Genomic DNA, 16,447 nt, shown 5'->3' with positions numbered 1-16,447 from the left:
AAAAGAAGAACAATGAAGTATATAAAAATATTGATGATAGCTTTGGGCTTCGGCAGTCTCCTTGCAGGTTGCGACTTTTTGGACACCGGGGAGTCCACCTATTATGACAAGAACGAGACGCTTTATGAGCCCTCCAGGGTTTCTCAGCTCTGCACCCAGGTGTACAGCTATCTGCCCAATGGACTGTCTGGTATTTCCGGAGCCATGCACGATGCGGCCACCGACGATGCGGTTCATGTGTACCAGACGGCAGCAATCCAGCGGTTTGTGAACGGCACTTGGTCGCCCAACTACACCGTGGACGATGTCTTCGCCGAATACTACAAGGCCATACACGATGCCAACTTCTATTTGGAGAATTGTGTGGGTCTCACTTTTGAAGATTGGAAAAACTCCGACGGATTCCAAGACACCTATAAGAGTTATCTCAACTATCAGTATGAGGTGCGGTTCCTGCGCGCATTCTACTATTTTGAATTGGTGAAGCGCTATGGCAGTGTGCCGTTGATCACCAAAACCCTGACCAAGCAAGAGGCCAACCAAGTCAGCCCGAGCAGCGTCGAGGACATCTTTAAGTTTATCATCAACGAATGTACAGAGGTGGCCACATTCTTGCCCGACAAGGTGACCTCCTTGCCCGGCGCCAAAGCCAACATGCAGCGGGTAAGCAAGGGTGTGGCACTGGCTCTGAAATCGAGAGCCACGCTCTATTGGGCAAGTCCGCTCTTCAACAAGGATAACGATGAAACCAGGTGGAAAGCTGCTGCCGAGGCCTCCAACGAGCTGATCAGCAAGGCTTCCGACTTCGGCTATGCCCTTGATGCGAACTACAGGAATTTGTTCGGAGCCACCAACAACCAAAGTCCGGAGATGATTTTGTGCCGGCCAGAGGGAAAAGGTACGCGCTTCGAAGCGGCAAACTATCCTATGGGTGTGAAAAACGGATCGGGTAACACCTGTCCTACCGAAAACCTTGTAAGTGCTTACGAGATGAAAGACGGGAGTCGCTTTGACTGGAACAACCCGGCTCACGCGGCAGACCCCTATTCCGGCAGAGACCCGCGCATGAAGATGACTATCGTGCACAACGGCATGAAATGGCCGCAAAAGGTTGCCGTCGAGACGTTCGTTGGCGGCAAAAACGGGCAACCGCTGCTCAATGCCACCACAACAGGATATTATCTCAAGAAATACCTGAACAACCAGGTGACGTTCGAAACCGGAAAGACCACCAACAGCTTCGACCACAACTGGGTCATCTTCCGCTATGCGGAGATACTGCTCAACTATGCCGAGGCCGCCTGTCATGCCTACGGCCCCGACGTGGTGCCTGCCGGTCATGCACTCAGTGCCTTGCAGGCAGTCAATAGGGTGAGGGCGCGCAAGGACGTGAACATGCCCGCCTTTCCGAAGGGAATGTCGAAGGCCGACTTCCTGGCACGCTTGGAGAACGAGCGCCGTGTGGAATTTGCTTTCGAAGACCATCGTTTCTGGGATCTGCGCCGGTGGAAAGAACTTCAGCAGATGAAGGACATCTACAAGGTCAACATCCGCAAGAAGTCAGACGGCACCATGACTTATGCCAAAGACAAGCTGGTGTCCTACGATCTCTCAGACAAGCTCTATTTCTATCCCTTTTCCAATGCGGAGAGATACAAGAACAAGAACTTGCACCAAAACCCGGACTGGGAATGATTTTAATTCACAATTCACAATTTTCAATTCACAATTAGGCTAACGCGGTGAGGTTTTGCAGATATTCTAATATTGTTTGCGTAGCAAACGTAAGGATTTTCTGCGATGAGCGTTTTGTCCATGAAAAGATATTCTCGAGATATTCTAAGATTCGGCGAAGCCGAGTGGAGGAGTTTATAATTCACAATTCACAATTATTCGCAAGCTCATCAACTCGTCACAATTGGCAATTGGTGAAAAAAAGTTAGAGGCGTGGTTTTACCACGCCTCTAAACATATGCCAGTTCGTAATGACATCAGCAGGCTATCATTTTAGGAGTACAGAGTCTTTGTACACGTTTCCGTATGGGTCGATTGCCTCCATTTTGATCGCCCTGGCCGTATTGCTTGGCTTACAGGAGAAGAAGTGATTACTGCGTATGGGCGTATAGTCGGCCGTGGCTAAGCGACCGTCCAAAAACTGCAGGTATTCCGGTGCAAAGCTGTAGAACTGGTTCATTCCACCCATCAGCTTTCCGTCCTCATACCATCGCAGCTGCCAGCGAGAGTCATAATTCCAAATCTTGCAGCATACGGCGTTGGGACGTTCGGCTATCTGCCCCGGCTTATAAATCTGAAACTGTTTTTCCAACGGCCAGCCTGTCGACTTGTACACCTGTTGCCACTCTTTGCCGTCTGCAAGAATCAGCTTATATCCATTTGGTGTGCCGTCGCCGCTGTAGTTGCTTGTCCACCAGTAGCCACACATGGTTCCAAGATTATATTCCCAGATGTCATTGCCCACATAGGTCACGTCGTTGATATGGGTATGCCCGGTAAAGAAGCTCGCGCGGAAGGGCTTGCGTGCCAGCATGGTTTTCAGCTCCTCAGCTCCGTCTACCAGCAGTTTCGTGCCCCCGGGTCGGCATATAGGTGCATGCGCTACGATGAACACATTGTTGTCTTGTTGGAACACGACGTTCAGCAACGTTTTCAGCCATTCCATCTGATGCCCTTGCTGAATGCTGTAAGTGTATCGCTTGTGGCCTTCAAACTTGATATCGTTCAGCACTACATAATAGGTATCTCCGAACTGAAAGGCGTAGTATGTAGGGCCGAAGTCGTCTTCATAGGGAGCGGCATAGTTTGCGCCGCTGCCGGGTGTCACATATTTATCGTAGTCGTGGTTGCCTATCACGGGATAAAGGGGTATGCCTAACTTTTGGGCATATTGCTTGATAAGTTTGTTTTTGCCATACACATCCCATGTGAGGTCGCCGGCCACGAACATGGCCTGCTGTCGGTCGGCATATTCTTTCAGTACTTGCTGCATGTCTGTCAGCGTTTCGTTGAAGAAGCGGCCAACATCGTGATCGGTGTCCAACTGCGGGTCGGAGGATGCTATCATGAGAGTCTTGTCGCTGTTGCCCTTCATCGGGTACAGCTCGAAGTCGTGGCTTTCTTCAGCCTCCCCGATTCGTTGGTAAAACTGAGGCACGCCTGAGGAGTAATCTGCCACATATCCCTTGGGCGTTATCAGATATACAAACTTAGCGTCCTCGGGAGCATCCAATTTGTACGACCCGTCGCTTTTTGTATAAGTAAAGTGAAGACCGTCGGTAACGATGATGTCGGCCATGGGTGTCTTGCCTGTTCTCACGTGGCCGGTAACGACTTTGCCCGATAGAAGAGCAAAGCATCCAGCCATTGCCAATGTAGCTGTCAAGCGTTTTATTCCCACCATAACTTTGTATTTGTATTGTCAGTACCCCCTTGCGCCTGTATTGCGGCGTCATATTGTTGTTTGTTCACAGCCTGCTCGGCTTCAGGATAATAGAATCGCGACGGAATCTGGCTTGCACCCCCGGGATTGCGGTTGTCCATGGGCATTTTCTGTTTGGGCAGTCCTGTGCGCTTAAAGTCGTACCACCCCTCGTAGCCCACGAGGAAGTTGGCCAGCCACTTCTCTTTCATAATCATCTCCAGCGACTTGCTGCTTTGATATTTGTTTTGAGGATTGTTCAGATAGCTTTGGATGTCTGAATCGCCAATCTGCCATTGCCTCATGGAGAGCGTGATGCCCTCTGTATAGAGTTTTCCGGCATCACCGACAGCCCATTTCCGTGCAATCGCTTCTGCCTGGAGAAACTTCACCTCGGCGGCATTCATCACCACCGCATAGACTGCGTCGGGGCGGGTAAATATCTTTCCGAGTTCCGAGAGATTGTTTTGGGTGATGTTCAGTTCTTGCAGCGTTGTGCTCGAGCATCCGTTGGGCACGCCGTCATATATCGGTTTGCCGGAGGCCGCCGAATTTGGGGTAGGTTGAAACCAGACGTGCTTTCGTGGGTCATTGTGGGCATTCATCGCATCAGCCAATTCCTTGCTCATACGTATCACCTCGAACTCCCCTGAACGGAGGTTGAAAATGGGACATCTGTTGGAGGCATCGGAGAGAAACTTCAGCTGGAAGTTGTCTTCGTTCGATTCCATCAGTGGCTTCGACATGCAGTCCGCAATTTGTGTCTTGACATCAAAAACCCGGACATCGTGCATGCGATTGCTGATGCGGATGAGATAACGCAGGCGGAGGGAATTGGCCAATTTGCGCCACTTCATCCGGTTGCCCTCGTATATGATGTCGGAGGGCAGCTGATCTTTGCTGGTTGCCAAGAGGACATCGGCGCGTTGAAGCAACCTGATGATACCCTCCTCACCGGTATAGATGTCTTGTTGTTCGTCATATTTGGGATAGACATTTTTGCTTCCTTGCATGGCCTCGCTGTAGGGCACGTTGCCCCAGTGGTCTGTCAGCTGTGAGCTGCAAAAAGCTTTCAGAATATATCCGATGGCCTCGGCGGAGGGCTGTTCCTGTTTTTTGGCCATGTTGATCATGTCGTCAATGTTCACCAAATTCTGGTAGAGCGAGTTCCAAAGATATTCCGCTGTACCAAACGAATACTGGGCAATCTCGTTGTAGTTGGTCTTGCCAATTTGGTGTGCCAGCAAGGCCCCGTTGTTGAAATCGAATTGTCCGAACGTAATGGAGCGTAGCTGCGCATTGAGTTGCAAGGAGAAATTTCCTGAAGTAGGAACATTGTTGTCTCGGTTGATGTTATCAAAATCGTCTGTACACGAGCCTGTTACTGTGCTCGCTACGATAAGCACCGCAGCGGATAGGGTGGATATGCTGTTTTTGATATGTAGTTTCATACGTTATAAAATTAGAGGGTTACGTGAATAGAGAAACCGATGCTTCGCGTTGACGGATACGACATTTCCTCCACGCCCGGTGTGATTCTGCCGTTTTTATAGTCTACAACTTCCGGGTCTACGGTGTTCTGTCCTTTCGTCCACATCCAGGGATTGCGAACCACGATATCAACACCGAGTTGACGGATGGGCGTTGATCGGAACCAAACAGACGGGAAGGTGTAGCCGAAGCTCAGTTCGCGCAACTTGATGAACGTTGCGGGGAATGTCAACTGCGTCTCATGGAAGCGACGATACAGGTTGCGGTAATAGTCGCGTGGCGACACTTGTTTGGTGTTCTGTATGTACGATTGTGTGGCCTTATCATAGACCTTACCGTCGACAACCATTTTTTCGGGGCGTCGGTCTTCTGTGTCTTTCAACACGCCCGACTCCATACACATGCCGTATGTCCTGCTCACGAACTCGCCACCCTGATGCCAGTCGAACAGGAATTGCAGGTTGAAATCTTTATATGTTATTTTGTTCCACCACCCCAGGATAAAGTCGGGGTTGTAGTTGCCCAGCTTCACGAGTGTCGGGTCGGGCACGGGCAGACCACTGTTGTCCACGATGATGCTTCCATCCTCGGTATGCTTGAATCCGGTGCCGTAGATGTCGCCCATGTGTCCGCCCTCCTTGGCAATGGCATAGACCTTGGAGTCCACGCCGTCATAGGGTGAGCTCCAGGAGTAGACATATTGGTCGTAGCCTTCCGCAAGCTTTTCCACCTTGCCCACGTTGCGCGAGAAGTTGAACCTGCTTTGCCATGTCAGGGAGTTTCCCATCTGCAACGGAACGAGTGAGAGCGTGGCCTCGATACCCTGATTGCGTATTTCGCCGGCATTGACATAACGGGTGGTGTAGCCTGTGGTGGCCGAAATGGGCAGCACAACAATCTGATTGCTGTTAAGTGTGTTGTAGTAAGTGAGGTTCAGTCCTATTCTGCTGTTCAGGAGCGATATGTCGCTGCCAATCTCCCAGGAGTGCATGCGCTCTGGCTTCAGGTCGGCATCTCTCAATGTTGTTGGCAGCACCATACTGGCGACAGATCCGTATTTTGTCGCATAGGCATAGGCTTTTTCCAATCGGTAGGGGTCGGTGTCACTGCCTACCTCTGCATAGCCTGCACGGATGTTCCAATAGTTGATGGCCTTGGGAAGTTTAATCATATCGCTCAGCACCGCGCTGAGGCTGACGGAGGGATAGAAATAGGAGTTGTGTCCCGACCCGTCGGTTCGGGTAAGCGCACTCGACCAGTCGTTGCGTCCCGTGATGTTGAGAAAGAGAATGTCCTTGTAGGATAGCTGCCCGGTGAAAAGCACGCTGTTGATTTGCTTTTTAGAATCTCTCTCAATGTAGTTGACAATGCCCGATGCGTTGCCCAGATTGTAGACTCCGGGTACCGACAGTCCGTTGGCAAAGCCGTAATCGTATCGGTTTTTCTGAACCATGCTGTTCAAGCCTCCTGTCAGATCCAGCGAAAGAACGGGCGACAGGGTTGTGGTGTATTGCAACAGCACGTCGCTGTTCCATTCCGAGAAATATACATTTTCACGCTTATAGGCACCCGTTGGGAAACGCTGGGTGCTGTAGGCACGCTTGCCCTGCCTCAGCTCGTTGGAATAGTCGATACCCGTGCGTGCCGTCAGCGTAAGGTTGGGCAGCAGGTCATAGCTGAGCATGATGTTGCCATACATGCGGTTTTTGTCAAAGCCGTTGGTGTTCTCATACATGATGAGGAAGGGGTTGTCGTTCCATCCGCTGTTCGTGTGAAACTGCTTCAGTCCTTCGTATCCCCGTTGCCAATATTCGCGTTCAGCATCAATATTCATGTTGCGCGCACACCAGGCAAACATATACATTGGGTTTTCTGGCCCATAGCCTGTGCTCGGCCGGTTGTTGCTGTGCTCATTGATATAGTTTACGACGGCTCTGGCATGAAAGCGGTCGGTAAAGTCGTAGGTTGTGTTGAGACTGAACGTGTTGCGCTTCAGGTCCACATTGGGGATGGCCCCCTTGCTGTAGAGGTTGGTGTAAGAGAGTCGGTAGCTCCCCCTGTTGTTGTTCGCACTGAGTGCGATGTTTGTGTTTTGCGTCACACCGGTTTCGAAGAAATCTCTCACGTTATCCGGATGTGGTACAAGTGGAGTGGGAGTGATTTCTGCCCCGTTGCGTGCCAGCACGTCGCCACCACGCAGCTGTTCACCGTTGGGACCCGTAGAGGGGGAGTCGTACTGTGGAACCAACGATCCGTCCATCTCCCTGCCCCATGACATGTCCTGATGATCCTGGCCACCCCGGCCATTGGCACCATCCCAATATTCGAATATGCCGTTCAGTCCCTGGCTGTATTTGTCTTGGTATTTGGGCAGTCGGGATACGTTTTCAAAAGTAGTGGTACTGTTGAATTCTACCTTGAATTTGTCTTTGCCGCCACCGTTCTTGGTTGTGATCAGGATAACCCCGTTGGCAGCGCGCGAACCATATAAAGCTGCAGCGTTGGCCCCTTTCAGCACCGTTACGCTGGCAATGTCGTCGGCATTCAGCGATCCGGCTCCGTTACCATAGTCTATTTGCTGTGGTGTTCCGGCAAGAAGAGAGTAGTTGTTGTTTTCGATAGGCACGCCGTCGACAACAAACAGTGGTTGGTTGTTGGTGCTGAGTGAACTCTCTCCGCGTATCACCACCCGGCTGGTGCTGCCTGCACCGCTGTTGCCTGCCGTAATCTGTACGCCCGCCACCTTACCGGTCAGCTGGTTGAGCACGTTCGTCTCATTGCCCACTTTCAGGTCCTGATTGTCTACTTGTTGGGTGGAGTATCCGAGCGAACGTCGGTTGCGCTTGATGTTCAGTGCGGTTACCACCACCTCGTCCATTTGCTGCAGGTCTTCCGACAGCTTGATGTTCAGCGTTTGGTCTTGGCTGCCCACTTTCTTTTTCACAGGAATAAATCCTACGTAAGTAAATAGTATTGTGGAACGAGCAGGAGCTTGGATGGTATAATTCCCATCAATGTTTGTAATGGCTTTGACAGACGTTCCCACCACCTGCGCGGTCGCGCCGATGATGGGGTCCTTCCCATCGGTAATCTGCCCGGTAACGGTTACGTTCTGTGCCCGACCCGACAACAGGCAGACCACAAAACCAAGCAACATAAATAATCTTCTCATTTCTGTATAAACTAAGAATTAATGAATAGACAATAAAAAAGGACTGAACCTTGAGGTTTCAGCCCTCGTATGATGTTACGATTTCAATACAACGTTGTTAAACAGCTCGATCAGTTTTTTGTAATCCTTGCGGTTGGCGTACAGAGTTTCTTCAAACGCCTCACTGTTGTCATCATAGAATGCCGAGATGGCCACCCTTGTCACTCTTTCGAGTGTTTCACTTGCCATTTTTCTTTGGTTTTGGTTGTTCCTTACAACTTTCATTAGGTTCTTGTGAATGTTTTTCACGGCATTGTAAATGTTCACCTTGCGCGTCACGGTGCGCTGGAGCGTCTCGCCCGGTATCATATTCTCGCGCACGAACGTACAGTCTTTCAGCTTGTCTTCAAAATAGGCCGACAGCTTGCTCTCTATTTCGTCGGTCTCTATATGCTGAAGCTCTTCGGAGGGAGGTGTCGACAGCACTTCGTAGAATTCAAAACGGAGAGCTTCTGCTTCTTTGCCATTCTTGCCTGCGGCAAAGGTATGAAGGTTGAAGGCAACTATCAGAGTTGACAATACAAATAATACTTTTCTCATTTTTTCCTATTTTTGATGTTCGGTGCAAATTTAGACATTACGTATTTCTAAGTTGTTTCAGGCGAATGAAGATGAAATGACAACACTGTTATCAGCTGTTTGAACAACCCTTTCGTGTGATCCTTGTCTCGGAATCACTTCTGCTTTTTTCATGGCTTTGTCATTACTGCTTAATAGCAGTGTTACATGGTGATGATAATTTTGCAGTACAATTTTAAAAATAACAACGATGAGAGAATTTTACAAAGGAGTAGTACTGCTACTCGCTGTTTTGTTAAGGTTTCAAGCTTATGCTCCTGCAAAACTTGTCGACACCAAGACGATGGGGATGAGCGAAACGATGAACTTCACGGTACCGACAGAGGGTGTCCGATCTGTTAGGTGGCTGTCGCCCCATGGTTTCAAAATTATGTCAGGACAAGGCACGGGAACCATCATGTTGCAATCGTCATTTCTGGCGCAGGACGGGAAGCTGAGTGCCGTCCGCCTTTTTGAGGATGGGCACAACGACACACTTTCTTACGCCATACAAGTCTATAGAAAGGTGGATAAGGTCGAGGACCATACCATCAGCGAGGGACAGGAAATCTTTCTCGCCGGAGCCATGCGGACCAAGGCTGACATCTATTATGAACAGACCGGCGAGCGTGATGGGAGACCACTCTATACGGCCCACAGGCTCACGGTGCTTCCTCCAGACCACGTCGAATATTCACAACCGGTTCTGCAGACCGTGACGGCCAATTCAGTATGGGTTACCTGGCGCACCAGCACCCTGCAACCCTCGAAGGTGAGCTATGGCATACAACCACTGGATAAGGAAGCGGAGGGAACAGCCGAGAAAATGGGTGTAAACTACTACTGGCACTCGGTGGAACTCAAGGGCTTGCAGCCCAACACCACCTACAGCTATAAAATAACTGCCGGAGGCTCGCCGGAAACCTATCGCTTCCACACGCCCCCGGTTATCGGCAGCAAGCAGAAAATGCGCATCCTGCTTATGGGCGATCATCAGATCAAGTCGAGAAGCGGATACGAATGGCTCTTCCAGGCTGCGAAGAGAAAGGTGGAAGAACGCTATGGCGACGTTGCCGAGAACATACAGATGATTATGAATGTCGGCGACCAGGTGGATGCCGGCACGCTGCAACAATACGAGCAAATACATGTCTACAAGTCGAAGCTCCTGTCGCCCTATCTCCCCACGATGACGGTGGTGGGAAATCATGAGACCTATAGCGACCCAGGCATGAAAAACTATGCGGCACACTATCACTACGAGAATCTTTCGTATCGGGGAGTAACAAGCGGCACGGAGAATTACTATGCCTATCAGGTCGGACGGGTGCTTTTTGTATGCCTGAGCACTGAGCACGCCGGAAACGCGCAAAAGTCCTGGGTGAAAAAGGTGGCTGATGAGGCCAAGGCTGACGAAACGGTGGACTTCATCATCAGCGTGAACCACAGACCCATTCAGGCAGAACAATACATCGGCGACATCTCTGCATGGGTGCGCAACGAGGCTGTGCCCATCCTGAACACCACGGGCAAACACGTGCTTAACTTTGGCGGGCATCATCACCTCTATCATCGCGGACAGAAGCCGGAGGCGCCGCTCTACCACATCATCAACGGCGGAGCATCCTGGAACCAACTCTGGGGAATGTCGTCTGAGCAAGATTTTGACGATGTGCAGAAGACCATCGACTATTGGGGCTACCAGATATTGGAGTTTACCTACGACGATGAGCCAAAGATGACGGCAGAATGTTACGCCATCGGCAACAAGGATATCGTGAGGGATAATCTCCTTATTGATACGTTCCATCGTCAGTACGGTCAGCCTGCGCCACAAAAGCCCAGCCTGGCACCTGTAGACGAGACGGTAACGCTGCCCTATACGTTCAAGGGAAGTCCATATGTTTCAGCGGGAAAGGACTCGCTCAACACCGTGGAATATCAAATCTCCACAACCGAGGACTTCTCGTCGATTGTCGTTGACAACATCCGCGACGTAGAAAACCTCTACGGTTCCACCCATTCGCCGCTCCACATCCCCCTCGATATCAACGAAAACGTGGACATCACACAGCTCACCATTCCGGAGAATGGCATTAAGAACGGCGTGAACTATGTCCGGGTGCGCTACCGCGATGCAAACCTGGAGTGGTCTGAATGGTCCGACGTTCAGAAATTCACGGTCAAGGGTAGCATCGATGGCGACCCCGTGATCACGATGGATGTGAAGCGCGTTGATGTGGGCCAGGAATTCACCGTGAGCTACAACTATGCGCCGGTGGGCAAGAATGCCTGGATAGGGATTTTCCGCAAGGGTCAGGTGCCCGGTCCCATCCCGTCTGTTACATGGGCGTATACCACAGGTGTGAGCGGCACGCTGAAGTTTACCCTGTCCAGTGCCGATGAGTATTTCGCGGTGTTGTTCCGGGACGGAGGATATAAGGAGGCTGCGCCAAGAATCAAATTCTTTGTGGGCGCAGAGCTGAAATACAACATCGACAAGAAGGTCTATAAAGAAGGAGAACCTGTTCGTGTGACCTATACGAATGCACCCGCTCTGAGAGACGACTGGTTTGGCGTCTACAGAATGGGCGAAACGCCGGGCAACGGAACGGACCTGAGCGACTCGTGGTCATACGTTGACCGGGGAGTGTCCGACGGACTCATCACGCTCGCTACCGGCAGTGGCTTTGCCTACAGTCTGCCCAAGGGATATTATTTCATCTCCTATTTCAGCCGTGGCAAATATTTCGAGCCGTTTGAACGGCAGTACTTCTCAGTGGGCAGCGAGATATCCTCTGTTGCATCGCACAAGGACAACTACTTGCCCGGCGATGACATCAAAATAGACTATGCCGACGGACCAGGTACGCCGAAAGACTGGATCGGTTTCTACCGTGAGGGAAAGCAGGTGGGAATTGACGAACTCGACGGCTTTTTCTACACCTACAGTGCCACTGATGGTACGATTACGATCCCCGCAGGCAAGCTCCCCGTAGGCAACTATGACGTGTCTCTCTACATCAACGACAGTTATGATGCGGTTTCAAACACCATCCATCTGTCCATTGCGAAAGCACCACTGTTGACATTAGAGTCGTACAACGATGGACGGATAGCCATGAGCTTTGAGGACAGCAAGGCATGGCGAGACTCGATCAGCAGTATCTTGGTGGACGGCAGAGAGATGCCCGTCGGCAGTTACTCCATAGACAATGGGCACCTCGTCATTAGTGCGCCGGAGCTTGGCAGCAACGCGTCTGTGGTTGTCATTAAGGCCAAGGGATGGCAGGACAACACCTTGGCGCTCTCGACAACTGGTATCAGGTCAACTGAGCAGCAGAGCAGTTGGCAATACGATGCTGCGACCCGCACGCTCTCCCTTGATGCGGTGCACGAAGGAACCCTACGCGTCATCTCGGCCGATGGAAGATTGTTGACAGAGCGACGGGTCAGGACAGGCGCCAACCGGATATCCCTCGAGGGTATGGCCAGGCAAATGGTTATCGTCTCATGGCTTGACCAGAACGGAAAACCCCTAAATATCAAAATACGACTCTAAGCCCAAAGTGCTCATACTTCTCCATGTGTTCTCGGCGGAAACAGGATATCCTGTTTCCATCGAGAACACTTTTTTTAATCCCTTGCGACCCCAATTTTGAAACAAATATGAGGTTTGTTTTTTTGACAACCACCCCTCTATTTTTCGATTATTTGAAAACACCACCCTCTCCGCTCCGAAATTCGAGAAATTCGCGTAATTCGTAGTGCCCTAACAATCAGCCGTTTAGTAAGCCGCCCTTCGTGGCATCCGTTTCAACATCTGCGATTGACTATCGAATCGCAGTACGGTTAAAGCTTATTCATCCGATGATTGAGCCTTCGCCGCGTGGCCTTCAAGTCCAAGTCGCATCATCATTGCGTATCAATCACAACACACTTGAGGTTTTCCACTCATCCAGGTTGGTTTTTACCGCAGAAACATGGCGCATTTTTCGCTGGATGACCTGAAAGTCATCACCGGTTTTTTTGTCATACGATTTTACATTTTTGAGAAGCAGCAAAGAGGGAAGAATGAAGAGTTAAGAGAGAAGAGTGAAGTATCAGCGCGCAGCCAATTATGAATTATGAATTGTGAATTATGAATTATAACCTCCTCTCGGCTTCGCCGAATCTTAGAATATCTGGAGAATATCTTTTCATGGACAAAGAGCTCATCGCAAAATATATTTGCGTTTGCTGCGCAAACAATATTAGAATATCACCAATACCTCTGTCTATCCGGGTCTAAATCATTACATTTCGTAGGGGCGTGATTTATCACGTTCCGCCTCACATACGAGTGAAGCCAAACGCAAGCGGAGCGTGATGAATCACGCCCCTACGATTTCTGAATTACACCGCGCCAGCTAATTGTGAATTGAAAATTGTGACGAGTTGATGAGCTTGCGAATAATTGTGAATTAGGTTATAGGTTAAATGAACGAAAAAAAAGCAGGGAAAAGTTTTGTTGGGTCAATACTTTAGCGTATCTTTGTCTCGAATTATGAAAATTAATCAGGGAATGCATCAAATAGGTCTTACACAGGTATTTGCACGCAGACAACATGATGCGCATGTTGACGTGGTAGCGTTAAGAAACGTTGCTACTCGTCCCGATTTCTTCACTTTAGTTCACAAAAACATGTTCCGCGCACTGCCCTTTACCCTTTTGGCGGGCATAAATTCGTACACATGACTTATGCTGTAAGTCATGTGTAGCATCGTGAGCGCACTATCCAACTGTATAAAATACAACAACATAATTATTATTTAAGTTTATGAGAAAAGAATACAACAACAAGACAAAGCTTCGCAGCGCATGGTTTGCGTTTGTGTTGCTGATGATAACAGCTCTGCCTATCACCGCGCAGAACGTGGGCGAAAGGTTCCAAGTCGATATCCTTTGGTATGAGGTGGTGGATGCCACGAACCATACAGTGAAAGTGACATACGCAAGCGAAAGGGCGGCAACTCCAGAAGCCAAAAGATTAGAGCCAACAAGTGCCGAGGATAATCTCACTATCGCTCCCGATTTGCACGGCTACAACAGTACGCTGGAGATAGATGCAGTGATGAATGGCAATAAAGTTCGAACAATAAAAGACGAACGTGCTTACGAATTATATTCAGGAGAGATTTACACCATTACTATTCCAGAAAAGGTCAACTATAATGGCAAGGACTGGACAGTCACAGCCATCGGCTCCAATGCATTCATCAATGAAAGAAGAATCACAAAAATGGTACTTCCTGAAACGATAGAAGCCATTGAGGATGCTGCTTTTTATCAGAGTGGAGTAATGACATTGAATTTTCCAGCCAATCTTAAGACCATCGGTTGGCGCGCCTTCTATAAGAGCAATTTGGCGCCTTTTGAGTTGAAGCCCAGAAAAAGGCCCACCCCCGTAAAGAAGTTTGATAGTAAAAATATGCCGATTGATATTCCAGGCTCAACTGCCATAGGTCCCCAAGCCTTTGAGGGATGTTTTTCAACGTCAAAATTTGAGTGTTCAAATATAACATTCGTTGGCTATCAGGCTTTCAAAGGATGCAAATTTGATATAACAACACCCATTCCTGCAACAGCGAAGATTGGTGAAGCAACCACAGCAGATGCCACAATTAAAGCGATGTATAAGAATCTCGACCCTGCCGTTACAGACTATCGTTCGGGCGTGGAATCCTTTACAGAATTCACCGGCAAAGTAAGTATGGCTGAAGGTCCGACAACCATCCCTACAGGCATGTTTGAAAAAGCGTTTGAAAGCTTAGATCCATTTGTCATTCCTTCTTCTGTGACTTCCATAGACGAAAGAGCTTTCGCAAAAACGGGTATCAAAAGTTTCAACGACTTGTCTGTAGTAACGAAAATAGGCGCAAGGGCTTTCGAAAATGGCGTTATGTCAGGTGATTTTGTAATTGGAGAGCAAGTTGAGGAAGTAGGCGATGGTGCCTTTGCAGGAAATAGCAACCTGACAGGATTTACCTTGAAGGGCAGTGCCAACTGCAAGATTGGTGCGGGAATTCTTGAAGGCTGTCCTGGATTGGAATATATAGACATGCGAAACATGAAACAGGTATCTGGCAATGAAGACTACCTCAAAAATTTGTCGCGAGCATTTAACACCGATACCAATCCGAACAAGACTATCACGGCAGGATTGCCAACTCACACCGTTGTTTATCTTCCCGATGCAGCGGACATCACCTTTGCAGCAGGTCAGGACGTGAACTTTGTCAAGTTTGACGGTACATGTACCAAGCTGAGCTTGCAGGATCGTGCAGAATATGAGTTCCCTTATGTTATCAAAGCAAGTCAAGCGGTTTACAACAAATGCAATATGACTACTAAAAAAGTCAATATACCGCGTGGGTACAATAATAAACCATTAGATTTTTACCTTTATAATGAAGATAACAACTCACTGACCTCTTACCGCGACTTCTCTAAGTTTGCTGATGGCAAGCACTGCTTCACCATTTTCCTGCCATACGCTGTGAAATTACCAGACGGCATAAGCGCATACAAGTTGGACTATCAGTACAATAAAGATTATTTCACATACGAGCCAGACCTAGAAAACTTTCCAGATTATCCTAACGGTTACCCATTAGATTCAGGTACAGAATTCTATGTTTTCCAGCCAATAGAAAAAGGCAGCACGCTCGAGGCAAACAAACCTTATCTCCTGCGCATCACGAATGCAAACAGCAACAACTCTAACTCTAAGGCATTTACGGCAAACAACGTGGATATAGCTAAGTCACCAACTGATAAGTTTGAAAGAGCAGGAGGACGTTTAAAGCCTATTGGCTTCGACGCCACCAAGCCTGGGCAGTCCTTCAGTTTCCGTGGCAGTACTGAAAAGTTTCCTTTTGAGATTTATGGTGAAGATTATAATAAACAACCTTATGTGCTGGACATAGCAGAGAAGAATACCATAGAAGGAAAGAAGGAGATTGATGTATGGAGACAAATGAAGAATGGTAAGCCTGAAGGTTATCCTATACCTCCATTCCGTGGTTTTGTTTATCTTATCCCGGGAACTTCAGGTGCCAAGCGGTTCATGGTGCTTTCGGAAAGCAAGCCTACGGGCATTAGTAATGTGACAACAGATGCCGATGCACAACAAGACGTACAGCGCATATACACCATGGACGGTCGCTATGTAGGCACCAACTTCGACAGTCTGCCATCGGGCATATATATCATGAAGGGTAAGAAAACATTAAAGACGAAATAAAATGAATAGACAAGATAAGAATATAAGCAACGCTGCCGGCGACAGGCGCACCTACCTCTCGCCACGCACCGAAATCATTAAAATGGCTACAAGCAACCTTATAATGGGAAGTGCTATCGAAATACCAATAGACAGTCCTGGAGCCCTTGATGCCAATGGAAAGAAGTGGCAGGGCGATTTCGACTCGTGGGACGAAGAAAATACCTGGGATGACTCAGAAACATTTGGTACCTATGGGTGGTAAAGCCCGCGGGCGGAAGCCATGACAAAAAAGTTTGGGAGGGAAACTGATCGTTTCCCTCCCAAACTTTTTTTTTAATTCATAATTCAAAATTCATAATTCATAATTTGGCTGCGCGGTGTAATTCAAATTCGTTGCCACACGTAGGGGCGTGATTCATCACGCTCCGATTGCGTTTGGCATCATTCGTGTTTTGTGGCGGAGCGTGATAAATCACGCCCCTA

At 49.0% G+C, this 16,447-nt stretch carries 8 protein-coding genes; 4 read left to right on the top strand and 4 right to left on the bottom strand.

Features of this window, described 5'->3' with window-relative positions:
• The first annotated feature begins 12 nt into the window (after positions 1–12).
• Positions 13–1,695 (top strand): RagB/SusD family nutrient uptake outer membrane protein, encoded by a 1,683-nt coding sequence (locus HMPREF0645_RS03505; protein ID WP_007173482.1) that lies wholly within the window; start codon positions 13–15, stop codon positions 1,693–1,695.
• A 307-nt stretch (positions 1,696–2,002) separates the two neighbouring features.
• Here the strand turns inward: HMPREF0645_RS03505 and HMPREF0645_RS03500 are convergent, their stop codons facing one another.
• The 4 genes from HMPREF0645_RS03500 to HMPREF0645_RS03485 form a co-directional block, all read right to left on the bottom strand.
• Positions 2,003–3,418, bottom strand: a complete 1,416-nt coding sequence (locus HMPREF0645_RS03500) for a calcineurin-like phosphoesterase C-terminal domain-containing protein (RefSeq protein WP_007173481.1) — start codon at positions 3,416–3,418, stop codon at positions 2,003–2,005.
• Entirely contained in the window at positions 3,406–4,887 is a 1,482-nt protein-coding gene (locus HMPREF0645_RS03495; RefSeq protein ID WP_007173480.1) for a SusD/RagB family nutrient-binding outer membrane lipoprotein, read from the bottom strand. Before HMPREF0645_RS03495 ends, HMPREF0645_RS03500 begins: the two co-directional genes overlap by 13 nt.
• Positions 4,888–4,898: 11 nt before the next feature.
• The gene (locus tag HMPREF0645_RS03490) at positions 4,899–8,099 is read right to left on the bottom strand and encodes a SusC/RagA family TonB-linked outer membrane protein (RefSeq protein ID WP_044123171.1); all 3,201 of its coding nucleotides are present in this window, start codon (positions 8,097–8,099) and stop codon (positions 4,899–4,901) included.
• A 75-nt stretch (positions 8,100–8,174) separates the two neighbouring features.
• Positions 8,175–8,678: a hypothetical protein gene (locus tag HMPREF0645_RS03485; protein ID WP_007173478.1), complete on the bottom strand. Its 504-nt coding sequence runs from the start codon at positions 8,676–8,678 to the stop codon at positions 8,175–8,177.
• Between the two features lie 229 nt (positions 8,679–8,907).
• Here HMPREF0645_RS03485 and HMPREF0645_RS03480 point away from each other — a divergent pair, with 229 nt between their 5' ends.
• The 3 genes from HMPREF0645_RS03480 (at position 8,908) to HMPREF0645_RS03465 (ending at position 16,226) form a co-directional block, all read left to right on the top strand.
• A complete protein-coding gene (locus HMPREF0645_RS03480) occupies positions 8,908–12,258 on the top strand; it encodes a hemoblobin-interacting domain-containing protein (RefSeq protein ID WP_007173477.1) in 3,351 nt (1,116 codons plus the stop codon).
• A 1,417-nt stretch (positions 12,259–13,675) separates the two neighbouring features.
• Positions 13,676–15,982: a leucine-rich repeat domain-containing protein gene (locus tag HMPREF0645_RS12955; protein WP_169305448.1), complete on the top strand. Its 2,307-nt coding sequence runs from the start codon at positions 13,676–13,678 to the stop codon at positions 15,980–15,982.
• A gap of 1 nt (position 15,983) precedes the next feature.
• Positions 15,984–16,226 carry a hypothetical protein gene (locus HMPREF0645_RS03465; RefSeq protein WP_007173472.1) on the top strand — a complete coding sequence of 81 codons (243 nt, stop codon included), beginning with the start codon at positions 15,984–15,986 and terminating at the stop codon, positions 16,224–16,226.
• Positions 16,227–16,447: the final 221 nt, after the last annotated feature.

The organism is Hallella bergensis DSM 17361 (assembly GCF_000160535.1).
Taxonomy (GTDB): Bacteria; Bacteroidota; Bacteroidia; order Bacteroidales; family Bacteroidaceae; genus Prevotella; species Prevotella bergensis.
The sequence above is the reverse complement of the archived record's forward strand: the minus strand, read 5'-3'. Positions and strand labels throughout refer to the sequence as shown.